Here is a 25,946-nt window from a genome sequence, read left to right on the forward strand (position 1 = left end):
ATGATCCGGCCACCACCGTGATCTACACCGTGTATTGCACACTCTTTCCCAACCCGACCCTCTTCCTATCGGGTAAATCTGGTAGACAATCTCCAGCGCCCGGGCCGGGCCCACCGCCCCGGCACGGTTCGCGCAGCGGCGGGACACCCGCACCCAGGAGGCACGCATGTCGGACGAGACGCTGGCCGCCTACGAGAGCATCGCGGCCCGCTACGACGAACTGAACGCGCAGCTGGACACCTCCGGCCTGGTGGCCCGCTTCGTGGAGGCGGCCGATCGGTACGGGTCGGGCGGGCGGCGGCTCCTGGACGCCGGCTGCGGAACCGGCCGCAGCAGCGTGGCCTTCCGCGAGCACGGGTTCGAGGTGACCGGCTACGACCTGTCCCCCGCGATGGTCGCGACGGCCCGCCGCCGGCCCGGGGCCGAGAAGATCCGGTTCCTGGTGGGACGGCTGCAGGAGCCCCCGCCCGGACTGACCGGCTTCGACGTGGTCGCCTGCGTGGACGTGCCGATGACGTACCTGACCGGCACCGATCAGCTGCGACAGGCGCTGACGGCCGCGCGCGACCAGCTCACCGAGGACGGGGTGCTGGTCTTCGACCTGAACACCATCGGCTACTACCGCCGCATGTTCAGCGTCCCCACGGTCGCCGACCGGGGCGACCGGTATGTGGCCTGGTTCGCGGAGTCCCCGCGGATCGAGGCCGACGCGGTCGTGATCACGCAGTTCGACCTGTTCGAACGGAACGGCGCGGGCTGGGAGCGGCTGTCGATGCGCCACGTGCAACGGCACCACTCCGAGCGGACCGTGCGCGAGGTGGCCGAGCAGGCCGGACTGCACGTCGTGGCCACCCACGGGCTGGTGGGGACGTCCGCACGGGACCCGGCCGACGAGGACGACCACGACCGGATCCTGTACGTCGCCCGCCGGCCCGACCTGGCCGGCTGACGGGCTCGCAAGGACGATGACCCCGCGCCCCCTGCCCCCTCACCTGATCACCTCGGGATTGTCTGCCCAGGTCGACACTCCACGCGTGACCCGGCGACCCGCCTGAGCGCCGTCGACCTGCTGGCGATCTTCATGTCGGCCTCATTCAGGAGACGCAGACCCGGTCGGCGTCGCCTGCCCGAACCCGCCACCCAGACGCCCGCGCCGGGATCAAGCCTTGATCGCCGTACCCTGGGCGGAGACGAGCCGCCAGGCGCCGTGGTCGCCGGCGGCGTAAACGTGGGTGTAGCGGCTTCCGGCGCTGAACGTGCCGCCGTCGGGATTGGTGAAGTTCATACTGGTACGCCCGACGACGATGCCAACTGTGCCGATGACCCGGACGATCGCCTCGTCCGGGAACGAGTGGATCTGCGGGAACCTCAGGGAGCCGGAGGCCACCAGGTCGAGCAGGATCCCTTTGCCGGCGACGGCCCCGTCCTCGACCCCGACCAGGACGAAGTCGTCCGCCAGGAGCTCCTCCAGAACGGCAGGATCGCTTGCCACCAGGGCGTCGAAGAAGCTCTGGTCGTGCTTGAGGAGGGTGATCCGATCGAAGCTGCTCATGTCGCGACGGTAAACGCTGACGCCGGTGACAAGGTCAAGCCGGCCACAGGGGCGCGTCCATCCAGACGCGGAGAGACCGCCCCGAACGTCGCCGCCGGCACTCCACCTCGAAAGCAGGGGTAGGAGCGCACCTCCGGCGGCCACCGGGTCTATGGCGAGTGGGGCGGGGGCCTCCGCCTTCGCCTCGGCCGGCACGGACGGTAAGGCTGGATGGGCCGGCCTTGGCCGGCATGGACGGTAAAGCCGGACCAGCCTCGGCGAGCACGCACGATGAGGCCGGAGGTCCGTGCTACTCCGGGTCTTCGACACGGTCCGCGAGGCGTTCGTGGCGTTGCCTGGCGGCCTGCGCGGTGCCGAGCCCGAGCCCGAACGCGATCTCCTGCCAGGTCATGCCGCGCCCCCGCGCCATCTCCAGCAGGCTGACCTCCAGCGCGTCCAGCTCCCCGCGCACCAGCGGGAGGAGGCTCAACGCCGCGGTGATGTCGGCGTGATCGACCTCCGGCTCGCCGTCATCGAGCCGTGCGGCTCCGCTGAGCAGGAACGTCACGAGCCTGACGGCCTCGTGCGGACCGATGGCCGACGCGTGGACCTGCCGGCCGCGCTGCTCATCGGTGACCGCGTGCCGCTCGGCGATCCGGAACAGGGACGCGTACACGCGTTGCGCACGCGCCTGCTCCGGATGCGGAGGAGTGAAGGGGTCGAGGTGGTGATCGGCATCTGTAGGCATGGGCTCACCATGCCGCAACACTCAAACCGATGTCAACTTATCGTTTTAAACGGAACGTTTAAGATCGCGGTCCGCCAAGCCAGAGGACAGACGGGTCCCTTCGCCGAGCAGATGACTGACGAAGCCCTGACCACGATGACGCGCTCCGAAATGGGCGATCACTGGGGCTTTGCGCTGAAACGACCGTCCCTACCGACCCGCCGTTCGCGCGCGTGGGGCGTAGAACTCCAGCAAATGCCCCTGCACCACGATCGCCATCGAGAAGTCGGCCGGCTCGGCCACCACCGCAGGCCCACCCGCGCCCCGATAGGCCCGGTAGGCCGCGACCGCGTCCTCCAGGGGCAGATCGACGAGGATCCCCGCCAGCTCGAACGCCGGGCGCGCCGGCCCGCAGTTCTCCCAGTCCAGCACGATCACGCCGCCGTCGGCCGCCCGGCACACGTTCTCCACGTTGACGTCGCGATGGCAGGTGGTGATGAAAGAGCCGGGCGGGACGACCAGGGAGTCCAGCGCGACGAGATCGGCAAGCGCCCGCTCCAGCATCGGCGCCCACTCACCCCCGGCCGCCGCCAGCTCCTCCCACGCGGCCCGGCCGACCGGCTCGGAGAACCACGGGGCCACCGCCCCCGACGCCGGATACTCCACCCCATGCAGCCCGGCCGTCACCACGCCGAGCTCGCCCGCCGTGACCACCTCGCCCGGCACCAGATCCACCCATTCGTAGACCCGCCACCTCCCGTCGAGCAGCACGTCGCCCTCAACCGTCGTGACGTGCCGCGGCAGGCGCACCCCTGCCTTCCCGGCGGCCAGCTGGAACGCGGCGTCCTGCCGCGCGGCGCTCTCCTCGGCGGGCACGAGCAACTCCTTCACGGCCCACGAACCGCGCCCGGTGTCCAGCCGCCAGATCCGGCCCAGCTCGCCGCGCGCCGCGTACACGGCCGGCCCGACCGGCTCCCCCAGCCCGTACGCCCGCGCCACCACCCGCATCGCCTCGTCCACGATCCCTCCCCACGGCACCCGGGCCATGCGGAACCGCTCCTGGCACCCACGCGCCTTTACGTTGTAGATTTCATATGGGCGCCTCCGGACGGACGTGCTGAGGCTCGTCATCACCGGCGCCAACGGGAAGACCCGACTACTCCCGGCGTCGTAGTCCGGCCGGTCGGTGATCCCGGTGCGGTAGTGGCAGATGACTCCGCCTGCGGGACGCCACCGACCGGCAGCCGGACGAGAATTTCCGGTCATGAGAGCCCCAGCCAGCCCATCGACGCACCGATGAGCACCACTGACCGGTCCGCGCCACCCGGTCCCGCGCCGGGACCGCGCGTGGCAAGGCTGCTGCGCCCCTACCGGTGGAGTTTCGCCGCCGTTGTGATCCTGCAGGTCATCGGTGCCGTCGCGGGGCTGGCGCCGCTGCTGGCGGTCGTCGAACTGGGTCGTACGCTGTTGTCGCCCGGCCCGGCCGATCACGGCCACGTCTGGACCGTCGTCATCGCGGGCGCGGCCGGCCTGTTCGTACGGCTGCTGTTCACGGCCGCCTCGTCCGGGATCGGGCACATTCTCGACGGCCAGGTGCAGCTGTCGTTCCGGCGGCAGCTGGCCGCGCAGCTGGGGCGCGTGCCGATCGGCTGGTTCTCCCGGCGCCGGACCGGCGAGCTGGCGAAGGTGGTCGGGGAGGACGTGAGCGCCGTGCACCCGTTCATCGCCCACACCCCCGGCGAGCTGGTCGCCGCGTTCGTGGTGCCGCTGGTGTCGCTGATCTACCTGTTCACCGTCGACTGGCGGCTCACGCTGATCACGCTGATACCGGTGGTGCTGGCCGTGGCGCTGGTCCCCCTGATGATGACCCCGGCCCGGCTGCGCGAGCAGGAGGAGTTCGACGCGGCCATGGGACGGATCGCGAGTTCGGCCGTCGAGTTCGTGCAGGGCATCTCGGTGGTCAAGGCGTTCGGCGGATCCGAGCGCGCCCACCGCAGGTTCCGCACGGCCGCGGACGATTTCGTCGGCACCTTCTTCCGGTGGGTGCGCGCTGTCTCCGCGATCGCCGCGGGGATGCAGCTGGCGCTGTCGCCGCCGTTCGTGCTGCTGGTCGTGCTGATCGGCGGTGCGGCCCTGATCGCGAACGGTGGCATGGCCCCGCCCGACCTGCTGCCCTTCCTGCTGCTCGGGCTGGGCCTGACCGCTCCCGTGGCGGCCCTCGGCCACGGGTTCGACGACATGCAGGCCGCCCGGCGGGCGGTCGGCCGGATCCGGGACGTGCTCGCGGTGCGGTCGCTGCCGGAGCCCGCGCGTCAGGTCGAGCCACGGGGTCACCGGGTGGAGCTGCGCGGCGTCCGGTTCGGGTACGAAGCCGATCACGAGGTGCTGCGCGGGATCGACCTGGTGCTCGAACCGGGGACCGTCACCGCGGTCGTCGGGCCGTCGGGGAGCGGGAAGTCCACGCTGGTTCAGCTGCTGCCGCGCTTCTTCGACCCGACCCACGGCTCGGTCGTCCTGGGCGGTGCCGATCTGCGCGAGCTCGGCCGCCAGGACCTGTATCGGCTGGTCTCCTTCGTCTTCCAGGACGTCCGCCTGCTGCGCGCGTCGGTCGCGGACAACATCGCGCTGGCGGTGCCGCACGCCGGCCACGATGACGTGGTTCGCGCCGCGCGGCTGGCGAACGTCCACGAGCGCATCCTCGAGCTGCCGCGCGGATACGAGACGGTGCTCCACGAAGAGGCCGGGCTGTCGGGCGGCGAGGCGCAGCGGATCTCGATCGCACGAGCGCTGCTCGCCGCCACGCCCGTCCTGGTGCTCGACGAGGCGACCGCCTTCGCCGACCCGCACACCGAGCAGGCCGTACGCCGAACCCTGGCCACGCCGTCGGGCGATCGCACGGTGCTGGTCATCGCCCATCGCCTGGAGACGATCGCCGACGCCGACACCGTCGTGATGCTGGAGAACGGGTCGATCGTCGAGCGCGGCACGCCCGCCGAGCTGCTGGCGCGGAACGGAAAGTTCGCCGAGTTCTGGAGATCCCACCGCTCGGCGGTCCCCGGCGAGGTCGGAACCGTACCGCAGGGAGATGAGCCCCGATGATCCGAATGCTGCTGCGCGTGCTCGGAGACGAGTACGCCCGGCCGGTGCGTCGCACCGTGGCCCTGATGACGACGACGGCGGTGGCCGAGGGGTTGTCCTACGCGCTGCTGGTCCCCGTGCTGCGGGCGCTGTTCGGGAGCGCGCCCGCGGACGCCGCGCCGTGGCTGGTCGCGTTCGGGGCCGCGGTCGGGGTCTACGCCGTGCTGCGCTATCGCAGTGATCTGTCCGGTTTCCGCGTCGGGACGGTGCTGCTGCGTGGCATGTACCACCGGCTCGGCGATCATCTGGCCCGCCTGCCGCTGGGCTGGTACGGCGCCGGCCGGGTCGGCGAGGTGTCCGTGCTGGCCAGCCGCGGCGTCCTGCAGGCGATGAGCGTGATCGCGCATCTGCTGGCGCCGTTCGTCTCCGCCTGCGTGACCCCGCTGACGATCGTCGCGGTCATGCTCGCCTTCAACCCGCCCTTGGGCCTGGCCGCGCTGGTCGCCGTCCCGGTCGTGGCGGCGGTCCAGATCTGGACGGGACGCTCGATGGCCGCCGCCGACGCGGACCGCCACGAACGCGACCACGAGGCCACCGGGCGGGTCATCGAATATCTCCAGGCCCAGCCGGTGCTGCGGGCCGGCGGCCGGACCGTCGAACGCTTCGAGCTGCTCGACGGCTCGCTGCGGGAAGTCCGGCGCGCCTCCCGCCGTACCGTGCTGTCGGCGCTGCCCGGCACCTTGGGCCTGGCACTCACCGTGCAGGCGATCTTCACGGCGCTGCTGGTCCTGGGCACTTACCTGGCGCTCGGCGGGGGCATCGGCGCGGCGGAGGTGCTGACCATCTTGGTGCTCGCCGCCCGCTGCGCCGATCCGCTGCTGTCGCTGGCCGACCTCGGCGGCCGGCTCCGCGGCGCGCGTTCCGAGCTGGCGAGGCTCGACACGCTGTTGCGCACCGAGCCGCTGCCGGAACCCCGCGAACCGGTCCGGCCGGCGGGCCATTCCCTGGAGTTCGAGTCCGTCGTGTTCCGGCATGGGGACCGTACGGTGCTGGACGACGTGTCGTTGTCCGTGCCGGAGGGGCAGCGGCTCGCCGTCGTCGGACCGTCCGGGGCGGGCAAGAGCACGTTGCTGCAGTTGGTGGCGCGGTTCTACGACGTGGACGCGGGCGCGGTGCGCGTGGGAGGCGCGGACGTGCGCGCCGTCAGCACCGAGGCGTTGATGGCGCGGATCGCCATCGTCTTCCAGGAGGTCTATCTCTTCGACGGAACGATCGAGGAGAACGTACGTCTCGGCCGTCCCGACGCCGGCGAAGCCGACGTGCGGGCGGCGGCGACCGCGGCGCGGCTGGACGAGGTGATCGAGCGGCTGCCCGGTGGCTGGGCGACGAAGGTCGGCGAGGGTGGCGCGCTGCTGTCCGGCGGCGAACGCCAGCGTGTCTCGATCGCGCGGGCGCTGCTGAAGAACGCGCCCATCGTGCTGCTGGACGAGGTCACCTCCGCGCTGGACCCGGTGAACGAGGCGGCCGTCCACGAAGGCGTCGAGCGCCTGATGGCGGGCCGGACGGTCGTGATGGTGGCGCATCGGCTGCGGACCGTCCGGCGCGCCGACCGCATCGTCTTTCTGGACGGCGGCCGGATCGTGGAAGAAGGCGGCCACGACGAACTGCTGCGCCGCGACGGCCGCTACGCCGATTTCTGGAACATCGAATATGCCTTCACGCCATTTTGCCGAGTCATTATTCGGGAAGACTCTACAACACCGCTACAAATACTCTACAAATTCACAGTGCAGCCTCTCACCTGCATGAATGCATCAATAAATTATCTCCAGGACATGGCTTCGTAGGCGATTTCAGCACCGTTCAAGAAAATTGTCCAGCTCTTGTCGAGTGGATTGTCAGCCCTTACTCTCCAGGTGATCAAATCACTTTCTCCTTTCACCTGGAGGCACCCCTTGCGCCGATTAGCGCTCCCCGTCGCCGTCTCGGCGATGCTCCTCCCCTTCCTCGCCCCGGAGGTCTCCGCCACCGCGCTCGCCGACCCGCCACCGGCGAACGTCCAGGAGGTCGGTCCCGGCCAGTACTCCTCCGACACCAAGACCTTCAAGCTCACCGAGCTGGACGTGTCCGCGGGCGCGATCAGCCGCAAGCACGGCGTGGCCCTGACCGCCGGTGATCTGGCCCGGCCGCAGTCGGCCCCGGCGACCCGGCCCGAGCTGGGTGTCTTCGGACCGGGCTGGCAGGCCGAGTTCGCCGGCGGAGAGATCAACCGGAAACTCGAGAACCAGAACGGCACCATCGTCGTCACGGAACTCGACGAAGGCACGTCGACCAGCTACCCCCTGAAGAGCAGCGTCTCCTTCCCCGACGGCGGCGGCATCCAGACGTACGAGGCCTCCGACGGATCCAAGATCACCGAAACCACCAAGTGGGACGCGGTCATCGGGGCGATGCGTACCACGACGGTCGAGACGTTCGTGACGGATCTGGGCCCCCTGGACCCGGGCAAGGAGCCCTTGACCAACGCCGACGGCACCCCCATCAGCAACGCCGACCTCCAGCTCACCTACACCTGGGCCCGGCCGGCCGGGGCGCCGAGCGCCGACCCCTGGCGGGTGACCAGCGTGGGCACCGTCGCCTTCGGCAAGTCCGCCATCACCTACGACGCCCAGGGCCGGGTCAGCACCGTCAAGGAACCGACCCGTGGCGAGAGCCCCGCAAGCGTCACCACGTTCGCCTACGCCACGGCCACCACGGCCACCGGCACCTCCAACGGCGACTACGCGGGCCGGCTCAAGGAGGTCAAGGTCGCGTACGGAACCGACGCGCCGCAGACCGAGGCGAGCTACGCCTACGACCTGAACGGCCTGCTGCGCACCGCGAGCGATCCCAGCCTCGGCGCCGTCCAGGGGACCTACGCCTACGACTCGGTGGGACGCCTGTCGTCGATCGAGTCCGTCAGCAACGGCGACTGGCAGCTCACCTTCCCTGCGGGCGCCGCGGCTCCCCAGGTGGTCGCCACCGGCACCGACATGCCGGCCAACGGCGGGCCGACCGAGGGCGCGGCCGGGCTCGACGACCCGAACGCCACCGAGCCGCCGGCCGGCGACTTCCTGCCGGACGGCGTGGACCCCCCGCAGTCCTACCCGAAGAAGTGCGACTCGGCCAAGACCTGGATGTGGTACACGAAGTCGGGCTGCTCGGCCTGGGCCTACCACGGCGGCAGCTGGAAGAAGCCCGACTGGAAGCGGACCGCCAGCGGCTTCAAGGTCAGGGGCATCGTTCACGACCACTGCACGAAGCCGGGAGCGGACCGCCCCGCCGGGTTCGACTTCCGGCCGGCCTGTGACTCCCACGACTACGGGTACGGTCTGATGACCAACCAGAGGATGAAGTACAAGTACTACCTCGACCGCACCGTCTTTCGGAAGCTCGACGTGGACACCCGGTTCTACATCACCCTGAAGGACAAGGTGTGCGGCGGCTACTTCTTCCTGGTGCGGGGCGCCTGCAGGAAGATCGCGGCCGTCTACTACGCGGCGGTCCTGGGCTTCGGCAGGCCCTGAGAACGGCGCCCGCTGAACCCCTTCTCGGGCCGGACCGCGGCATCGCCCGCCGTCCGGCCCGACCTCGGTCGCGGCGGCAAGCGCTCAGGCGAACCGCCAGCGGGTGGCTCCGTGCGGTTCGGCGGTGGCGACGCCGAACGCGACGCGCATCGAGAAGCGATAGAGGTGCCACGGCGCCGGGCCCGCGCTCGGTGCGCTGAACGGCGCCGTGATCGCGTCGCCCTCGGCGGTCGCGGGCCAGCCGAGCTCGGCGTACAGAGCGGCCACGCGCTCGACCATGGTGGCGTCGGTGACCCGGTGCGCGGTGCCCTCGAGATTCAGGTCGATGCCGTCGAGCCTGACCGAGATCGTGCAGTTCGGATCGGCCTCCAGGTTGCGGGTCTTGCGGGCGCCCGGGCCGGTGGTGAAATGGAGGGCGCCGTCGTACCAGACGGCGCCGACCCCCGCGGCGTGCGGCCGGCCGTCGGGCCGTACGGTGCCGAGAAACCACGTGATGTCCGCCCCCGACGAACTGCTGAGCACGGCGTGGGCGCGGTCCCACGGCAGCACGTCGTGGTCGTAGCGGTCGAGATTGGTGACCTCGACGGGCAGCTGGTCGGTCATCGGAACCTCCGAACGGCGTGTGCGGCATGGCGGTCACACAGGTAGACCGGCCGACGGCACTGAACTCATCGCCGCAGGTCACATGGTCGTTCCGCCCGAGACGTCCAGGCGGTGTCCGGTCATGTAACGGCTGTCGTCGCCGGCCAGGAAGGCCACCGCGTCGGCGACGTCCTGCGGCATGCCCAGCCGGCCCAGCGGCGACTGCGACGACAGCCAGGCCAGGGCCTCGCCGACCAGGCGGCCCTGGTGCATGTCGGTGTCGATGACGCCGGGCGCCACGGTGTTGACCGTGATGCCGCGCGGCCCGAGCTGCTTGGCCAGCGCGGTGGTCAGCACGTCGAGCGCGGCCTTGGACATGGCGTAGCCGATCGCCCGCGGCATGGCCGCGCCCCGTGTCAGCATCGTGCCGATGGTGATGATCCGGCCGCCGTCCCGCAGCCGCGGCAGGGCGAGCCGGGTGATGAAGAACGGCGCGGTCGTGTTGACCGCGAACAGCCGCTCGAAGCCGTCCCTGGTCACGCCGTCGATCTCACCCTGATCGCCGAGGATGCCCGCGTTGTTGACCAGGATGTCCAGGCCGTCGGCGTGGGCGTCGAAGCCTGCCCACAGCGCTTCGGCGTCGCCCGGCACGCCCAGCTCGGCCCGTACGGCGAACGCCTGCCCGCCGGCCGCCTCGATGGCCGCGACCGTCTCCTTGGCGGCCGCCTCGTTGCTGCCGTAGTGGACGGCGACCCGGGCGCCCTCCCGGGCCAGCCGGGTGGCGACGGCCCGGCCGATCCCCCTGCTGGCGCCGGTCACGAGCGCCGTCCTGCCGGTCAAGGTCGTCATTGCTGATCACGCCTTCCATCATTTCGCGTACTTCGTACTCGAAATGGGACCCTAGCCATTCGAGTACTGTGTACGCAAGTTAGGGAGAGGCCAGGATGTCCGACGAGGAACTGATCAGCATCTGGATGCGGCCCGAGCGCCTGGAGCGTTCGGGGCCCGGGCGGCGGCCCGGCTACAGCCGCGAGCAGATCACCCGGGCGGCCGTCCGGATCGCCGACGCCGAGGGGGTGGAGGCCGCGACCATGCGCCGGATCGGGGGCGAGCTGGGCACCGGCGCCATGTCGCTCTATCGCTACGTACCGAAACGCGATGACCTGTTCGATCTCATGATCGACCTGGCGATGGGCGAGCTCGAACTCCCCGCCGAACCGTCCGGCGACTGGCGAGGCGGCCTCTCCCTGGTCGCCTGCGAGACCCGGGCCGCCGGCCTGCGCCATCCCTGGCTGACCCCGCTGCTCAGCGGCCGCCCGACCCTGGGCCCGCAGCTGCTGCGGGTGCACGAGTTCGCCCTGGGCGCGCTCGACGGGCTCGGCCTCGACATCGACGAGATGACCGGCTACGTCGACATGGTGAACGACTACGTCCACAGCGCGATCCGCCGCGAGATCGGCTGGCTGGAGGAGGCCCGCCGTACCGGCCTGGACCCGGAGCGCTGGAAGCGCGACTACATCGGGCCGTACGTGCGGCAGATCGTCGGGTCGGGCGCCTACCCCCTGTTCGGCCGATCCGTGCAGGAATCCAGGACCGCGCACCTCTCCCCCGCCGAACGCTTCCGGCACGGGCTGGATCGGGTGCTCAACGGGATCGGCGCGCAGCTGCCAGCAGGCCGCGCAGGACATAGGGCATGATCCCGCCGTGCCGGTAGTAGTCGGCCTCGCGAGGCGTGTCGAGCCGGAGGCGGGCCTCGAAGGTGACGCCGCCGGCGTTGACGGTCAGGGTGGGCGGGAGCCTCGGTCCGTCGAGCGCGGCCAGGCCGGTGACGTCGATGACCTCCCGGCCGGTGAGGCCGAGCTCGTCCGGGCCCTGGCCGGGCAGGAACTGCAGCGGCAGGACGCCCATGCCGACCAGGTTGGAGCGGTGGATGCGTTCGAACGACTTGGCGATGACGGCGCGCACGCCGAGCAGCGCGGGGCCCTTGGCGGCCCAGTCGCGGGAGGAGCCCGCGCCGTAACCCTCCCCGGCCAGCACCACGACCGGTACGGCGGCCTCCTGGTAGGCGCGGGCGGCCTCGTACACGGTGGTGATCGTGCCGCCGTCCAGGAAGTCGGCGGTGAGGCCGCCTTCGGTGCCGGGGGCGAGCCGGTTGCGCAGGCGGACGTTGGCGAACGCGCCGCGCATCATGACCTCGTGGTTGCCGCGGCGGGAGGCGTAGGTGTTGAGCTGGTGGCGTGGCACGCCGAGGCCGGAGAGGTGGCGGCCGGCGGGGCTGGACGGGAGGATGGCCCCGGCCGGTGAGATGTGGTCGGTTGTGATGAAATCGCCCAGTTTGACCAGGACGCGGGCGCCGGTGATGTCGGTGACGGGCGGCGGCTCGGGCGACATGCCGTCGAGGTAGGGGGCGCGGCGCACGTACGTGGAGGCGGGGTCCCAGGGGTAGGTGGCGGAGCCGGCGACGTCCAGGCGCTGCCAGCGTTCGTCGCCGTCGAGGACGTCGGCATAGGCGCGGGCGAACATCTCCGGCCTGATCACCCGCTCGATGACCGCGCGCACCTCCTCCGGAGCGGGCCACAGGTCACGCAGGTAGACGGGACGACCGCCGGGGTCGGTGCCGAGAGGTTCGGTGGTGAGGTCGAGGTCCATGGTGCCGGCGATGGCATACGCGACGACGAGCGGCGGCGAGGCGAGGTAGTTGGAGCGCACCTCGGGCTGGATGCGGCCCTCGAAGTTGCGGTTGCCCGACAGGACCGCGGCCACGTCGAGATCGTGCTCGGCCACGGCCTTCGACACCTCCTCGACGAGCGGGCCGGAGGCGCCGATGCACGTCATGCAGCCGAACCCGGCCAGGGTGAAGCCGAGCCGCTCCAGGTAGGGGGTCAGGCCCGCTTCGCCGTAGTAGTCCATGACGACGCGCGAGCCGGGCGACAGGGTGGTCTTCACCCATGGCTTCGCGCTCAGCCCGCGCTCGGCGGCCTTCTTGGCGAGCAGCCCGGCGGCGACCATGACCGAGGGGTTGGAGGTGTTGGTGCAGGAGGTGATGGCCGCGATGGCGACGGTCCCGTGCGTGATCTCCCGCTCCGCCGCGACGTGAGGCCGCTCCTGCGCGCGGAAGGCGGCCTTCACCCTCTCCAGGGGAATGCGGTCCTGAGGGCGGCGCGGGCCGGCGACGGACGGGACGACGGTGGCCAGGTCGAGGTCCAGGTCGGCGGTGTACGCGGGCGGCGCGTCCGGCTCGTGCCACAGGCCCTGCGCCCTGGCGTACGCCTCGACCAGGTCGGCGTGGTCGCCGTCGCGGCCGGTGAAGCGCAGGTAGCGGATCGTCTCGGCGTCGACGGGGAACAGCGCGGCCGTGGAGCCGAACTCCGGGCTCATGTTGGAGATCGTCACCCGGTCGGTCACCGGCAGCGCGGTGACCCCCGGCCCGTGGAACTCGACGATCTTGCCGACCACCCCGTGGTCGCGCAGCAGTTCGGTGAGGGTCAGCACGAGGTCGGTCGCGGTGGCGGCGACCGGCAGCTCGCCGTGCAGGCGCACGCCCACCACGTCGGGCACGAGGATGGACACCGACTGGCCCAGCATGGCCGCCTCGGCCTCGATGCCGCCGATGCCCCAGCCGAGCGTGCCGAGCCCGTTGACCATGGTGGTGTGCGAGTCGGTGCCCAGGCACAGGTCAGGGTACGCCTCATCGCCGCGGGTCATGACCACCCTGGCCAGGTATTCGACGTTGATCTGGTGCATGATGCCCTTGCCCGGCGGCACCACCGTGAAGCCCCGCAGCGACGCCTGGCCCCAGCGCAGGAAGCGGTAGCGCTCGGCGTTGCGCTCGTACTCCCGGTCGGCGTTGCGGGCCAGCGCGTCGGGGCGGCCGAACACGTCGGCGATGATGGAGTGGTCGACGACCAACTCCGCGGGGATGGCCGGGTTGACCGAGGCGGGGTCGCCGCCGAGCGCGGCCATGGCGTCCCGCATGGAGGCCAGGTCGGCCAGCACGGGCACGCCGTTGGTGTCGTGCAGGAACACCCGGGCGGGATGTAGGTCCACGGCGGCGGTCCGGCCGGCGTCCGGCTGCCATCCGGTCAGGGCCCGCACCTGCTCGGCGGGGGCGGCGTGCCGGAGCAGGTTCTCCAGCATGATGCGCAGGCTGTACGGCAGGCGCGCGGGTGCGTCGACGGTGTGGATGCGGTAACGGCGAGATCCCACCGTGAGGAAGTCGGTCACGTGGCCTGCCCTTGGAGCGAGACGGGATGGCAGAAGGTGTTGCGGTGCTCGGTCACGCACGACTCGGCCACCTGGCGCCAGGCGGCGTAGTGCGGCGCGGCGCGGTGGTCGGTGAAGAAGGCGGCCTCGTCCCGGTAGATCTCGAACAGGACGAACCGGTGCGGATCGTCGTCGCTGCGCACCACGTCGAAACGGAGGCAGCCGGGCTCGTCGCGGGTGGCGCGGGCGTTGGCCAGGATGCCGTCGAGGAAGGTCTCCAGGCGGTCGGGCCGCACCTGGAGCCGGACGATCACGACGAACATGCGCTCATCCAGGCGGGTTGCGGGACGGCGCACGCCTCGGCGAGCCGGCGCAGGCCCTGCAGGGTCCTGCCGGGCAGGCGCACTCCGGCCTGGACGGATTCGGCGGCGTTGCGGGCCTCGATCTCGCCGGGATAGAAGATCTCGTCGAAGCCGGGCGCGAGCGGCACGGCCTTCGTGCGGTCGATGAGGTCGTCGAGGCGGCGGGCATAGTCGGCGGGGTCGGCCACGGCGTCCAGGCGCAGCGCGAGCAGCAGGTGGCCGCAGCCGCTGCGGCGGTCGGGAACGTAGGGGCCGGCCACGTCGGTGGCGTACGAGCTGCCGGTCAGCACGCCCGACAGCACGTCCATCATGAACGAGATGCCGTACCCCTTGTGCCCGGCCATAGGCAGGATGAGCCCGTCGACGGCCGGCGCCGGGTCGGTGGTGGGGACGCCGTCCGCCGTCTGGGCCCAGCCCTCGGGGATGGCGTGCCCGCGCTCCAGAGCGGCGTAGATCTTGCCCCGGGCGACGACGGTGTTGGCAATGTCGAGCACGACCGGGCCGCGCCGGCCGCCGGGCACCGCGATGGACCACGGGTTGGCGCCCACGCTCTTCTCCCGGCCGCCCCATGGGGCCATGGCGGGGCTGCCGTTGGTGGTCAGCAGGGCGACGCAGCCCTCGGCGGCGATCATGCGGGTGAAGTACGCGGCGGTGCCGAAATGGTTGCTGTCGCGCACCGCGACCACGCCCACGCCGTGCTCGCCGGCGCGGCGTACGGCGTCGCGGGCCGCGTACGCGGTGACGACCTGGCCGATGCCGTCGCGGCCGTCGAGGACGGCGACGGCGCCGCCGTCGAGCACGGTGGCCACCTCGGTCACCGCGCGCATGGCCCCGGAGCGCAGGCGGTCGGCGTACCACTCCAGGCGGAGCATGCCGTGCGAGGGGTGGCCCCACGCGTCGGCCGTGACCAGGCTGTCGGCCACCAGCCGCGCGTCGGGTTCGGGGACGCCGAGCGAGGTCAGGACCTCGATCCCGAAGGAGATCAGCTCGGAGGCAGGGATCACGACAGGCTCCTGACCTGGTCGGGGGTGAGCGGCCGGACGGGGCGGTCGCGCAGCAGCAGCCACAGCCGCGCCGTCTCCTCCAACTCCTCGACGACGTCCGCGGCGGCGGCGAGGTCGGCGCCGGCGGCGATGGGCCCGTGGTTGGCCAGCAGCAGCGCGTGCGCGGTGCGGGCGGCCCGTTCGGCGATCGGCCCCAGCGCCGGGTCGCCGGGCGCGTGGTACGGCAGCAGCGGCAGCCGCCCGACGCGCATCACGTAGTAGGCGGTCAGCGGCGGCAGCACGTCGTCCGGGTCGAGGCCGTCGTGGCAGGACACGGCGACGGAGTAGGTGCTGTGCAGGTGGACGACCGCGCCGGCGTCCGGGCGGGCGCGGTAGAAGGCGGCGTGCAGGAAGGCCTCCTTCGACGGGCGCGGCCCGTCCAGGTGCTCGCCCGCCAGGCTGACCAGCGACAGCTGATCGGGCGAGACGTCGCCGAGGGAGCCGCCGGTAGGGGTGATGAGGAAGGCGTCGCCGGTGCGGGCGCTGAGGTTGCCGGTGCGGCCGTGTGTCAGCCGCCGGCGGAACAGGGACGCCCCCAGCTCAGCAATTTGTGACGAAATATCGGTCATGGTGCTTCCAGGGCTGTGACGAGCAGGTCGGGACGGCCGAAGTTGCCGGACTTGAGCAGCAGGGCCAGGCTCGGGTGGCCGGTGGTGAGCAGCCAGGGGACTCCCCGGTCGGCTTCGGCGCCCACGACCGCGCCGGTCACGCCGAGCGCGTTGACCACGGCGCCGGAGGTCTCGCCGCCGGCGACGACGATGCGCCGGGCGCCGAGCCGGGCGGCGCGGGCGGCGACGGCCGCCAGCGCCCCCTCCAGCAGCCCGGCCGCGCCGGGCGAGCGCTCCTCGGGGGGAGCCGAGGAGTAGACCATGGCGCGGCCCTCCGCCGCGAGGTTGGCCTCCAGCCAGCCGAGGGCCTCCTCGACCAGCCCGTCCTGCTCGGCGCGCAGCCGGTGGGAGGGCATGTGCCGGCGGGCCAGGGCCACCTGCTCCAGCGTGGCGGCCGAGCAGCTGCCCGCGAGCACCACCCCTGGGCCCGCGGGAAGGGCAGGCGTGGCCGGTTCGTGCCGGGCGGTCTCCAGAGCTCCGGCCAGCCCCGCCGCGCCCGTGATGACGGGCAGGTGCGCGCCGGCGCGGGCGATGACGTCGAGGTCGCGGTCGTCGAGGGCGTCGGTGACCGCGTACCGGACATTCTGGGCCTGCAGCGCGTCGAGCGCCGCGCGCACCGCGTCGGCGCCGCGCCGGACGGTCTCGTGCGCGACCAGCGCGACGCGGTGCGGGGTCTGCCGGCCCAGGACGCGGACCAGGTCGGGGTCGGTCATCGGCGTCAGCGGGTGGTGGCGCATCGACGACTCCGACAGCAGCCGGTCGCCGACGAACAGGTGCCCCTGGTAGACGGTGCGGCCGTGCTCGGGAGCGGCCGGGCACACCACGGTCAGGCGGGCCCCGACCGCCTCGGTCAGCGCGTCGGCGACCGGGCCGATGTTGCCCTGGTCGGTGGAGTCGAAGGTGGAGCAGTACTTGACGTACAGGCGCCCGACCCCGCGCTCGTGAAGCCACCGCTGAACGGCGAGCGACGCGGTGACCGCCTCCCCAGCCGGGATCGAGCGGGTCTTGAGCGCGACGACGACGGCGTCGCAGTCCGGGAGCACCGTCGCGGGCCCGGGGATGCCGAAGATCAGCACCGTACGCAGGCCTGACCGGCGCAACGCGGCGGCGACGTCGGTGCCGCCGGTGTAGTCGTCGGCCACGCAGCCCAGCAGCACGCTCATGCCAGCGCCTCGCGCAACGCCCGGGCCGCCGCCAGCGGCGGGCTCAGCACCGGCAGGCCGAGCCGGTCGGCCAGCTCGGCGTGCACCGGGCTGATCGAGTACTGCCCGAGCAGGACCAGCTCGACGCCGTCAAGGTGAGGCGCGGCGGCCCGCGCGAGCGCGTCGGTCAGGTCCGGCCAGTCGCGGGCGGCGGCCGCGGGCGCGGCTCCCGGCGCCGCGATCGCGCGGATCTCGACGCCGTCGGCCACCTCCTTGAGCCGCCGGGCCGAGTCCGCCGCCGCGGAGTCGAGCGAGCCGAGCACGAGCACGGTGCCGGGCCGCCGCCGGGCGACGTCGGCGAACACGGCCTCGTCCGAGCCCGTCACCGGCACCTCGTGCAGCCGCCGGGCGAGCCCGGCGGCCGGGCCGTACATCGAGCAGGACAGCAGCACCGCGTCGGCGCCGCCGCGGACCGCGTAGTCGATGAGCGCGAGCATGCGACGCGTCAGCGCGGCTGTCATGCCGCCGGCCGCGTCGGCCTCGGTGACGAGCCGGTCGTCCAGGAGGTGCCAGGCCCTGGCCTCGGGAAACCCTTCGCCGAGCCCGTCGGCGGCGGGCCGGATGGAGGCCGGGGTGGCGTTGACGACCGCGATCGTCGGGTTCATCGCTTCACGCCGGCGGCGACGGCCTCGGCGAACGCTCGGGTACCCGCCGTGCCACCCATGTCACGGGTACGGGTGCCGCCCCGGACGGTGTCGGCGACCGCCGTCTCGATCAGGGCGGCGGCGCGGACCAGGGCGGGGTCCTGGTGGCGGGCGCCGAGCCAGTCGAGCAGCATGGCGCTGGACAGGATCATCGCGATGGGGTTGGCGACGTCCTGGCCGGCGATGTCGGGGGCGGAGCCGTGCGCGGCCTGGGCCATGGCGCGCTCGTGGGAGGCGTTGATGGACGGGGCGATGCCGAGCGATCCGGCGATCTCGCCGGCCAGGTCGGACAGGATGTCGCCGAACATGTTCTCGGTGACGATCACGTCGAAGTCGTTCGCCCGCCGCACCAGGTGCACGGTCATCGCGTCGATGTGGAAGTCGTCCACGGCCACGTCCGGATAGCGCGCGGCGACCTCGCGGCAGACGTCGCGGAACATGCCGGTGGTCAGCTTCAGCACGTTGGCCTTGTGCACGATGGTGAGCTTGCCGCGCCTGCGGGAGGCGAGCTCGAACGCCTCGACGGCGATCCGCTCGACGGCGGGCCGGGTGATGATGCCCATGGCGATGGCCACGTCGGGGCTGGGCATGAACTCGCCGCTGCCCTTGTAGGTGCTGCGGTCGGCGTAGAAGCCCTGGGTGTTCTCCCGGACGATGACCAGGTCGGTGCCGGGGACGACGGCGTCGGCGCCGTCGAAGGACTTGGCCGGGCGGATGTTGGCGAACAGGTCGAAGTGCTTGCGGACGGTGCCGCTGGGGTTGAGCTTGGAGCGGTGCGGCTCGGGGTAGGCGGCGCTGTCGTGCGGGCCGAGCAGCCAGGCGTCCAGCTCGGCGAGGGCGGCGAGCGTCGTCTCCGGTACGGCGTCGCCGTGGCTGTCGATGGCGGAGGCGCCGAGCGGCAGCTCGGCCCACTCGACGGGGGCGGCTCCGGCGGCGGCGAGCGCGGCGTCCACGACCAGGACGGACGCGGGGACGATCTCGGGGCCGATGCCGTCGCCTTCGAGTACGCCAAGACGGTAGGAAGTCACGAAATTTACGTCCTTACGAGTGCTTCGACGTCCTCGGGCAGGGCGTCGGTGGTCGGGTAGAGCAGGCAGGCGGCGGGCTCGACGACGAGCGTGACCTCGCCGCTCAGCCCCGGGCGGGCGGTCTCGGCCTGGATGACGTGGTCGCCCAGGCGCAGGTCGTACTCGTAGCGGGAGCCGATGTAGGAGCTGGTGAGCACCTCGGCGGTGAGCACGTTCACGTCGGCGGGAGCGGTGCGGCCGGGTGGGAGGATCTCCAGCCGCTCGGGGCGGACGGCCACGGTGACGCGCGGGCCCGGCGTGCCCTCGGGGACGGCGATGGTCTGCCCGGTGCAGTCCAGCCGCACCTCCGCCGGGCCGGTCATCGTGCCGGTGAGGAAGTTGCAGCGGCCGACGAACGCGGCCACCTCGGCGGTCGCGGGGGTCTCGTAGATCTCTTTCGGGGTGCCGATCTGCACCATGTCGCCCTTGGACATCACCGCGATGCGGTCGCTCAGGGCCAGGGCCTCCTCCTGGTCGTGGGTGACGTACACGGTGGTGATGCCGAGCTCCTCCTGCAGCCGCTTGAGCCAGGCGCGGGCCTGCTCGCGCAGCTGCGCGTCCAGGTTGGACAGCGGCTCGTCCAGCAGCAGCACGCTGGGCGAGTAGACCAGGGCGCGGGCGAGGGCGACGCGCTGCTGCTGGCCGCCGGACAGCTGGTGCGGGTAGCGGTCCTTCAGCTCGGCCAGGCCCACCTTGCCGAGCGCCTCGGTGATGAGCTCGTCCTGCGTGCGCCGGTCAACCTTGCGGATCTTGAGCGGCATGGCCAGGTTCTGCGCGACCGTCATGTGCGGCCACAGCGCGTACGACTGGAACACCATCCCGAGGTTGCGCCCCTCGGGCGGCACGAACGTGCCGGCGTCGACGAACGTGGCCGGGCCGACCGCGATGCTGCCGGTGCTCGGCCGCTCCAGGCCGGCGATGCACGCCAGGGTGGTGGACTTGCCGCAGCCACTGGGGCCGAGCAGCGTGAAGAACTCGCCGTCGGCGATGGTGAAGGAGATGTCGCGCAGGACGGCGTTGTCACCGAATTGCTTGGACAGGTTGGCGACCTTGACCTCAGGCATCTGTACGCCCCTTGAGAAGTAGTCCGGCGAGCCCGACGAAGGTCGCCGTGATGGCGATCTGCAGGCTGGCCAGCGCGGCCACGGAGCCGGTGTTGCCCTGCACCCACAGCTCGAGCATGGTCGTGCCGATGATGTTGGAGTCCGCCGAGCCCAGGAACACCGCGGGCGAGTACTCCTTGAGCAGCGTCACGAACGTCAGGATCAGCGCCCCGGCGAAGGCCGGCCGCAGCAGCGCCGCCAGGATGCGGGTGAACGTACGGACCCAGTCGGCGCCGGAGACCCGGGCGGCGTTGTCGAGCTCCCGCCCGATCTGCATGATCGACGGCGAGATGGAGCCGAACCCGCTGGGCAGCGCGCGCAGCCCGAACCCGATGATCAGCGCCCACAGCGTGCCCTGGATCAGGGTGCCCAGCCCGAACGGCGCGAAGGCCAGCGCCCAGAACAGGCCGATGCCGACGATGATGCCGGGCATCGCCTGCGGGGCGAGCGCCAGATACTCCACCGCGCGGGCGAAGCGGAAGGTCGAGCGCCTGGCCACCATGACCGCCAGCAGCGACAGCGCGCTGACCAGGACCGCGCCGATCGCCGCGACCAGCAGGCTGTTGACGATGGACTGCACGTACACCGGATAGGTGAAGATCCGTTCGTAGTTGTCCCCGGTGAGGGTCCTGAACGGCGACTGCAGCGGCGTCAACACCTGCGTGAAGGAGCGGAAGACCAGCCCGCCGATGGGCACCAGGGCGCCCATCACCACGTAGAAGGCGATGGCGGCCATGCTGATCCACTTCAGCCGGCCCAGGTCCAGCGGTCGCGGGCGGGTCGCCTTGCCGCGGACGGAGACGAACCGCTGGGCGTTCTTCAGCAGCTTGGCCTGCAGCGCGACCAGGCTGACGGTGACAACCAGGATGATCGCCGACGCCGCGCCCAGCACCCCGTAGTCCGGATTGATGGACTGCAGGCCGTTGCGGTACAGGAAGGTCGAGAAGACGTCGATGCGCACCGGCTGGCCGAACAGCAGCGGCACGCTGAGCGTCTCCACCGACATGCTGACCACCAGGATCGAGCTGTAGACGACGGGCGGGCGCAGCAGCGGCAGGATCACCGAGCGCAGGATGCGCAGCGGCCCTGCCCCGCACACCTGGGCGGCGGCCTCCAGCGAGGCGTCACTCTGGCGCAGCGCGTTGGCGCAGAAGGTGTAGACGATCGGGGCCAGCGCCACGGCCTCGGTCAGCGCCATGCCGGGGATGGAGTACAGGTTCCACGGCAGGAAGCCGAGCAGGCGGCGTACCTCGACGCTGACGAACCCGGCCGGGCCGTACATGGTGATCCAGCCGAAGCCGAGGATGAGCGAGGAGATGAAGAACGGCCACTGCATGGCGGCGGCGAAGACGCGGCCGCCGGGCAGCTTGGTGCGTACCACGACCACGGCCATCGGCACCGCGATGAGCAGGCTGAGCACGGTGGTCAGCCCCGCGAACAGCGCCGTGTTGAGCACGACGCGGCCGAATCCCGCCTCGGTGAACAGCCGCACGTAGTTGCCGGCGCCGAGCACGCCGCCCGCCTCGTACAGGGGGCGGTCGAGGAAGGACTGGTAGAGCGTCGGGACGACCGGCGCCAGCACCAGGACCGCCAGCAGGAGCAGCACGGCGTACTGCAGCCAGCTCTCCCGGGCCAGCCCCAGCGGCCTGCGGTAGCGCGGCGGGGGATGTGCCGGCGGACGTGGCGGGGAAAGGGTGGTCACTTTCGATCCTTTCGCGGGTCAGCGACCGAGCAGGCCGTTCCACTTGCCGGTGAACGACTTGACCTCGGCGTCGGGGACCTTCGCGTACTTGGCGAGGATGATGTTGGCCTGGCCCACGGCCTTGACCAGCTCCTGGTAGGTGTGCAGGCCGTCGCCGGTCGCGACGCCGTCGCGGTAGGAGGTCAGCCCGCCCTCGGCGACCGCCCGCTGGCCCTCCTGCGACAGCACGAAGTCCACGAACAGCTTCGAGGTCGCCGGATGCGGCGCCTTGGCGGCGATGCCGACGCCGCGCGGCAGCACGACCGTGCCGTCGTCGAGGAACGAGATCGCCAGCAGGCCGCCGCTCTTCTCCACCACCGGGTACGCCGGGGCGGCGCTGACGAAGAAGCCGGCCACGTACTCGCCGGACGTGATCTTCTCCAGCTGGGTGCCGGACGACGTCTCCGGCCTGGCCAGCGGCAGCACCGACTGCAGCGAGGTCCAGGAGTCGGGGCGGGCCTCGGCGAAGGCGTGCGAGACGGTGAAGCCGAACGCGCCGCTCACGTCCCGCGTGGTGATCTTGCTCTTGTACTGGGCGGGGTCCTTGGCCAGGATCGCCGCCAGGCTCTTCAGCCCGGTCGGCTTCTCGGGCAGCAGCGAGGTGTTGTACGCGATCGACATGGGGTCGGCCGACATGGCGTACACGTTGGGCAGCAGCTCGCCGAAGTCCGGCAGCTTGCCCTTCTCCGGCGAGGCGTACTCCATGAGGGTTCCCGGCCGGGCGGCGAAGTCGGCCCACGCCTGGGCGGCGTTCGACACGACCAGGTCGGCGGGCGAGCTGCCGGTGGCCTGCTCGCTGAGCACCCGCTGGAACACCTCGTCGCTGTCCAGGTTGTTGGCCGCGATCTTCGTCACCCAGGGGTACTTCTTCTCGAAGTCCCGGAAGATCGGCGCCCAGTTCTCCTGGTCGGTGTTGGAGTAGATGGTGAGGGTGCCGCCCTCCTTCTTGGACGCCTCGATGAGCTGGGCGTAGTCGCTCGGGTAGTAGGACGGGGCCTGTCCCGTCGCGATCGAGTTCGGCGGCGGCTGTTTCGCCGCCCCGTCTCCCTTGCTGCCTCCACCGCCGCAGGCCGTGAGGAGGCCGAGTGCGAGTACGGCGACGCCCAGGGCGCGGAACGTGGGGTGGAAGGTGGTCATGTGCTTCCTCCTAGACCAGGCGCGACCGACCAGCCGTCGCCTGCGATGCCGCACACTCTGCTTCGTTATAACCTATGACGTCAAGCCCTCGTTTCCGGAATGTAACGCGAAGAGCCTCTTAGATGCCTTATAGCGGCAACGATTCCGCGCTCCGGCTTTCTGACGAACGGTCCCAACTCTTGCCGACAAGACCGGACGGCGGTGTAGGTTATAACGGTCACCGACGAGACAGGACAGCGATGAGCGAATCAGCGGCCGAGCTCTACACGACGAAGGCGGACTACGCCTACCTGCGCGTCAAAGAGCTGATCCTGTCCGGGAAGCTGCTTCCCGGCTCCGTCATCGCGCAGGCGCAGCTGGCCCGCGACATCGGCATCAGCACCACTCCCCTGCGCGAGGCGCTGCGCCGGCTCAAGAGTGAGGGGCTGGTCGAGCTGGACGCCCACCGCGACGCGCGCGTGGCTCCCCTGGCCGCCGAGGAGGCCCGCGACCTGCTGGAGCTGCGCCGCTCCCTCGACCCGCTGGCGATCGGGCTGGCGGCCGAACGGCGCACGAAGGCCGACATCGCCGCCATGCGCGCCGCGCACGAGGGCCTCAAGCCGCTGCCCGGCAACCCTGGCTACGAGCAGTTCGTGGCCCACCGCAAGTTCCACGCCGCCCTCTACGCGGCCTCCCACAACGATCTGCTCATCCAGACCCTCGACGGCCTGTGGGACAAGGCCGACCGCTACCGCCGCCTCGCCCTGGAGGTCGAACGCGGCCAGGCCGCCCGCGACCGCAAGGCCGCCGAGCACGAGGCCCTGCTGGAGTACGTCATCGCGGGCGACGCGGAGTCGGCCGCCGGCGTGATGCGCGAGCACATCGACACCAGCCTCGGCGCCCAGGCCGCCTGGCGCCTGCGCAGGCAACCCGCCGAACCTTCTTGATACGGACGACGGCCGGGCTCGGCGCGAACCGCCGGGCGGGCGCCGGGCAGCGTCAGGAGGCTCCGGGCCGGGGGTGCGCCTGCTGCTGTGGCGCCGTCCAGCTGGTGAGGAGCTGGAGGGCCTGGACGGTCGCCGAACCCGGTTCGACGTTGTAGACGCACAGGGTCTGGTCGACGTCGCCGGGTGCCTGGAAGGACTCGTAGGAGAAGTGGAGATCGCCGACGAGGGGGTGGTGGTAGGTCTTGGCGCCGTGGGTGCGGCGCAGCACGCGGTGGTCGTTCCACCAGGTGGAGAACTCCGGCGACTTCAGGGTGAGCTCCCCGACGAGGTCGGCGAGCTGGCGGTCGTTGGGGTAGCGGCCGGCCTCCAGGCGCAGGACGGCGACGGTCTCGGCGGCGATCCGCTCCCAGTCGCCGACCCGTTCGCGGGCCTCGGGGTCCAGCAGGTAGTAGCGGGCCAGGTTGCGCCGGGGCGCGGGCAGGGCGTCGAAGTCGGTCAGCACCTCGCGGGCGAGGCGGTTGGAGGCCAGGACGTCGGTGCGGCGGCCGAGGATGAAGGCGGGCACGTGGTCGAGGGTGTGCAGCATCAGGTGCAGGCCCGGCCTGACCCGCTGCGGGCTGACCGGGGCCCGGCGCGCGTCGGCGGGGCGGACCAGCAGGTTGGTGAGGTGCTCGCGCTCGGAGGGGTTGAGCCGCAGGGCCCGGGCGAGGGCCTCGACGACCTCGGGTGACGGGGAGCCGCCACGGCCCTGCTCGAGCCGGGTGTAATACTCGGTGCTGACCCCGGCCAGGCGGGCCACCTCGTCGCGGCGCAGCCCGGGCACCCGGCGGGTGCGCCCGTCGAAGGGCAGCCCGGCCTCCTCGGGAGTGATCCCGGCGCGCCGTGAGCGCAGGAAGCCGGCGATCTCGCTGCTTCGGTCCATGTCTCCAGTGTGGCCAAGCCGGGCACGACCGGTCCTCACCAGGGTGGCCCTGACGGTACCAGTTTCGCGGAGACCTGCCTGGTGGGGGCCCGTTTTGACGGCCTGCGAGGGCCTGGCGGGTGGTGTCCTGATGGAGGAGCTTGCGGCGATGCCAGCCGCGGTCCCTGTCACTTCACCCACCTTGGAAGGTACACGCCATGACCACGCAGACTTCTGCCCGTCCCCTCACCGGCCGCGTCGCGGTCGTCACCGGCGCCTCCAGCGGCATCGGCGAGGCCGCGGCCGAGCACCTGGCCGAGCTGGGCGCCCGCGTCGTCGTCCTGGCGCGGCGCGCCGAGCGGCTGGACGACCTGGTCGCCCGGATCGAGAAGAACGGCGGCCGGGCCCTGGCCCTGGCCGTCGACGTCACCGACGCGGCGGCGGTGCGGGCGGCCGCCGACCGGGTGGCGGCCGAGCTGGGCGGCGCCGACCTGCTGTTCAACAACGCGGGCGTCATGCTCCCCGCGCCGATCGAGGAGCTGGCCACCGCCCATTGGCAGCGCCAGATCGACCTCAACATCACCGGCCTGATGAACGCCATCGCCGCGTTCACTCCCCAGCTGGTGCAAGCCGCCGCCGAGCGCGGGGTGGCCGACCTGATCAACACCTCGTCGATCGCGGCCCAGAACATCTTCCCGAACTTCGCCGTCTACTCCGGGACCAAGGCGTACGTCACCCATCTCTCCCGCCACCTGCGGGTCGAGCTGGGCGCGAAGAGGGTGCGGGTCTCGGCGATCGAGCCGGGCATCGTCGCGACCGAGCTGCAGAGTCACGTCACCGACGAGGGGGCCCGGGCGTGGCTGGAGGGGGCCAAGGAGACGATGGAGTGGCTCACGCCGCAGGACGTCGCCGAGACCGTCGGATTCCTCGCGAGCCTCCCGCCGCGGGTGAACCTTCAGCAGGTCACCATCATGCCGACCGGCCAGCCCAGCTGATCGGCCGCTCCTCAACGGTCGTGGGTCGCGTTCGATCGCTGGGTGGGCCGCCGGTCGAGCGACGACCTCTCGGTGATCTGTTCGCGGGGCAGCCGGTGGAGCGCCTGCAGGGCGCGGATGAAGCCGTGGCGGTCGACCGCGGGCAGGCGGGCGAGCAGGCGCTCCTCGTTCGCCTGGATCTCGGCCCGCACAGACCCGCGCACCTCGCGGCCCTCGGCGGTGATCGTGAGGATCCGCGCGCGGCGGTCGTGCGGGTCCGGCTCGCGGGTGATCAGCCCGGCCGCCTGCAGCTTGTCGAGGGTGCCGATGATGCGGGTCTTGTCGGCGCCGATCGCTTCGGCCAGAGCGGCCTGCGTGCGTACGGAGCCGTCGTCCAGGGCGCCGAGCACGGTGTAGCCCCACATGGAGACCCCATGCGCCGCCAGCACCGGCAGCTCCGCCGCGATGAGCGACTGCAGGAGAGGATGCAGCATCTCGGCGAGATCGCGGCGGGCCGTCACAGGTCCAAGATATCCGGTTGACAGATCATA

At 71.6% G+C, this 25,946-nt stretch carries 24 protein-coding genes; 7 read left to right on the forward strand and 17 right to left on the reverse strand.

What is annotated here, in order from left to right; genetic code table 11:
* The first annotated feature begins 166 nt into the window (after positions 1-166).
* A complete protein-coding gene (locus AB0L65_RS05595) occupies positions 167-949 on the forward strand; it encodes a class I SAM-dependent methyltransferase (protein WP_364240617.1) in 783 nt (260 codons plus the stop codon).
* 210 nt (positions 950-1,159) lie between these two features.
* Here the strand turns inward: AB0L65_RS05595 and AB0L65_RS05600 are convergent, their stop codons facing one another.
* The 3 genes from AB0L65_RS05600 to AB0L65_RS05610 all read right to left on the reverse strand — a co-directional run bounded on the left by AB0L65_RS05600 (position 1,160) and on the right by AB0L65_RS05610 (position 3,305).
* Positions 1,160-1,552: a nuclear transport factor 2 family protein gene (locus AB0L65_RS05600; RefSeq protein ID WP_364240619.1), complete on the reverse strand. Its 393-nt coding sequence runs from the start codon at positions 1,550-1,552 to the stop codon at positions 1,160-1,162.
* A 289-nt stretch (positions 1,553-1,841) separates the two neighbouring features.
* Positions 1,842-2,279, reverse strand: a complete 438-nt coding sequence (locus AB0L65_RS05605; RefSeq protein ID WP_364240622.1) for a DNA-binding protein — start codon at positions 2,277-2,279, stop codon at positions 1,842-1,844.
* A 189-nt stretch (positions 2,280-2,468) separates the two neighbouring features.
* Positions 2,469-3,305, reverse strand: coding sequence for an aminoglycoside phosphotransferase family protein (locus AB0L65_RS05610; RefSeq protein ID WP_364240624.1), 837 nt, complete (start codon positions 3,303-3,305; stop codon positions 2,469-2,471).
* A gap of 300 nt (positions 3,306-3,605) precedes the next feature.
* On the opposite strand from AB0L65_RS05610, the gene AB0L65_RS05615 reads away from it, so the two are divergent.
* From AB0L65_RS05615 to AB0L65_RS05625, 3 genes are all read left to right on the forward strand, one after another.
* Positions 3,606-5,357 (forward strand): ABC transporter ATP-binding protein, encoded by a 1,752-nt coding sequence (locus AB0L65_RS05615; protein WP_364240626.1) that lies wholly within the window; start codon positions 3,606-3,608, stop codon positions 5,355-5,357.
* Positions 5,354-7,183: an ABC transporter ATP-binding protein gene (locus tag AB0L65_RS05620; protein WP_364240629.1), complete on the forward strand. Its 1,830-nt coding sequence runs from the start codon at positions 5,354-5,356 to the stop codon at positions 7,181-7,183. Before AB0L65_RS05615 ends, AB0L65_RS05620 begins: the two co-directional genes overlap by 4 nt.
* Before the next feature lie 108 nt (positions 7,184-7,291).
* Positions 7,292-8,902 (forward strand): phospholipase A2, encoded by a 1,611-nt coding sequence (locus AB0L65_RS05625; protein WP_364240631.1) that lies wholly within the window; start codon positions 7,292-7,294, stop codon positions 8,900-8,902.
* Between the two features lie 84 nt (positions 8,903-8,986).
* Here the strand turns inward: AB0L65_RS05625 and AB0L65_RS05630 are convergent, their stop codons facing one another.
* Both AB0L65_RS05630 and AB0L65_RS05635 read right to left on the reverse strand, forming a co-directional pair.
* Positions 8,987-9,505 carry a pyridoxamine 5'-phosphate oxidase family protein gene (locus AB0L65_RS05630; protein WP_364240634.1) on the reverse strand — a complete coding sequence of 173 codons (519 nt, stop codon included), beginning with the start codon at positions 9,503-9,505 and terminating at the stop codon, positions 8,987-8,989.
* Positions 9,506-9,583: 78 nt separating this feature from the next.
* Positions 9,584-10,333 carry an SDR family oxidoreductase gene (locus tag AB0L65_RS05635; protein ID WP_364240636.1) on the reverse strand — a complete coding sequence of 250 codons (750 nt, stop codon included), beginning with the start codon at positions 10,331-10,333 and terminating at the stop codon, positions 9,584-9,586.
* A gap of 95 nt (positions 10,334-10,428) precedes the next feature.
* Between AB0L65_RS05635 and AB0L65_RS05640 the strand changes: the two genes are divergently transcribed.
* Positions 10,429-11,181: a TetR/AcrR family transcriptional regulator gene (locus tag AB0L65_RS05640; RefSeq protein WP_364240639.1), complete on the forward strand. Its 753-nt coding sequence runs from the start codon at positions 10,429-10,431 to the stop codon at positions 11,179-11,181.
* Here AB0L65_RS05640 and acnA read toward each other — a convergent pair.
* Genes acnA through AB0L65_RS05690 form a run of 10 tightly spaced genes read right to left on the reverse strand, consistent with a single transcriptional unit; the run spans position 11,129 to position 22,594 of the window.
* Positions 11,129-13,690: an aconitate hydratase AcnA gene (gene acnA, locus AB0L65_RS05645; protein ID WP_364241812.1), complete on the reverse strand. Its 2,562-nt coding sequence runs from the start codon at positions 13,688-13,690 to the stop codon at positions 11,129-11,131. The two genes, AB0L65_RS05640 and acnA, sit on opposite strands and share 53 nt — an antisense overlap.
* A 14-nt stretch (positions 13,691-13,704) precedes the next feature.
* Complete coding sequence (locus AB0L65_RS05650; RefSeq protein ID WP_364240642.1) at positions 13,705-14,010, reverse strand: putative quinol monooxygenase; 306 nt, start codon at positions 14,008-14,010, stop codon at positions 13,705-13,707.
* Positions 13,998-15,053 (reverse strand): Ldh family oxidoreductase, encoded by a 1,056-nt coding sequence (locus tag AB0L65_RS05655; RefSeq protein ID WP_364240644.1) that lies wholly within the window; start codon positions 15,051-15,053, stop codon positions 13,998-14,000. Before AB0L65_RS05655 ends, AB0L65_RS05650 begins: the two co-directional genes overlap by 13 nt.
* The gene (otnC, locus tag AB0L65_RS05660; RefSeq protein ID WP_350743290.1) at positions 15,050-15,661 is read right to left on the reverse strand and encodes a 3-oxo-tetronate 4-phosphate decarboxylase; all 612 of its coding nucleotides are present in this window, start codon (positions 15,659-15,661) and stop codon (positions 15,050-15,052) included. Before otnC ends, AB0L65_RS05655 begins: the two co-directional genes overlap by 4 nt.
* Positions 15,658-16,863 (reverse strand): 3-oxo-tetronate kinase, encoded by a 1,206-nt coding sequence (gene otnK / locus AB0L65_RS05665; RefSeq protein WP_364240648.1) that lies wholly within the window; start codon positions 16,861-16,863, stop codon positions 15,658-15,660. The genes otnC and otnK overlap by 4 nt, the downstream gene beginning before the upstream one ends.
* Positions 16,860-17,507, reverse strand: a complete 648-nt coding sequence (locus AB0L65_RS05670; protein ID WP_364240651.1) for an aspartate/glutamate racemase family protein — start codon at positions 17,505-17,507, stop codon at positions 16,860-16,862. The genes otnK and AB0L65_RS05670 overlap by 4 nt, the downstream gene beginning before the upstream one ends.
* Positions 17,504-18,574 carry an isocitrate/isopropylmalate dehydrogenase family protein gene (locus tag AB0L65_RS05675; protein WP_364240653.1) on the reverse strand — a complete coding sequence of 357 codons (1,071 nt, stop codon included), beginning with the start codon at positions 18,572-18,574 and terminating at the stop codon, positions 17,504-17,506. The genes AB0L65_RS05670 and AB0L65_RS05675 overlap by 4 nt, the downstream gene beginning before the upstream one ends.
* A gap of 5 nt (positions 18,575-18,579) precedes the next feature.
* The gene (locus AB0L65_RS05680; RefSeq protein ID WP_350743297.1) at positions 18,580-19,677 is read right to left on the reverse strand and encodes an ABC transporter ATP-binding protein; all 1,098 of its coding nucleotides are present in this window, start codon (positions 19,675-19,677) and stop codon (positions 18,580-18,582) included.
* A complete protein-coding gene (locus AB0L65_RS05685) occupies positions 19,670-21,418 on the reverse strand; it encodes an iron ABC transporter permease (RefSeq protein ID WP_364240656.1) in 1,749 nt (582 codons plus the stop codon). Before AB0L65_RS05685 ends, AB0L65_RS05680 begins: the two co-directional genes overlap by 8 nt.
* 18 nt (positions 21,419-21,436) lie before the next feature.
* Positions 21,437-22,594 carry an extracellular solute-binding protein gene (locus tag AB0L65_RS05690; protein WP_364240659.1) on the reverse strand — a complete coding sequence of 386 codons (1,158 nt, stop codon included), beginning with the start codon at positions 22,592-22,594 and terminating at the stop codon, positions 21,437-21,439.
* A 239-nt stretch (positions 22,595-22,833) separates the two neighbouring features.
* Here AB0L65_RS05690 and AB0L65_RS05695 point away from each other — a divergent pair, with 239 nt between their 5' ends.
* The gene (locus AB0L65_RS05695; protein WP_364240662.1) at positions 22,834-23,520 is read left to right on the forward strand and encodes a GntR family transcriptional regulator; all 687 of its coding nucleotides are present in this window, start codon (positions 22,834-22,836) and stop codon (positions 23,518-23,520) included.
* A gap of 52 nt (positions 23,521-23,572) precedes the next feature.
* Here AB0L65_RS05695 and AB0L65_RS05700 read toward each other — a convergent pair whose 3' ends face one another.
* The gene (locus AB0L65_RS05700; protein ID WP_364240665.1) at positions 23,573-24,442 is read right to left on the reverse strand and encodes a helix-turn-helix transcriptional regulator; all 870 of its coding nucleotides are present in this window, start codon (positions 24,440-24,442) and stop codon (positions 23,573-23,575) included.
* A gap of 197 nt (positions 24,443-24,639) precedes the next feature.
* Here AB0L65_RS05700 and AB0L65_RS05705 point away from each other — a divergent pair, with 197 nt between their 5' ends.
* Positions 24,640-25,416: an SDR family oxidoreductase gene (locus AB0L65_RS05705; RefSeq protein ID WP_364240668.1), complete on the forward strand. Its 777-nt coding sequence runs from the start codon at positions 24,640-24,642 to the stop codon at positions 25,414-25,416.
* Positions 25,417-25,427: 11 nt separating this feature from the next.
* On the opposite strand, the gene AB0L65_RS05710 is transcribed toward AB0L65_RS05705, so the two are convergent.
* Entirely contained in the window at positions 25,428-25,916 is a 489-nt protein-coding gene (locus AB0L65_RS05710) for a MarR family winged helix-turn-helix transcriptional regulator (RefSeq protein ID WP_364240670.1), read from the reverse strand.
* Positions 25,917-25,946 lie beyond the last annotated feature (30 nt).

The sequence above is a fragment of the Nonomuraea sp. NPDC052116 genome (genome assembly GCF_040680035.1).
GTDB classification, from domain to species: Bacteria; Actinomycetota; Actinomycetes; order Streptosporangiales; family Streptosporangiaceae; genus Nonomuraea; species Nonomuraea angiospora_A.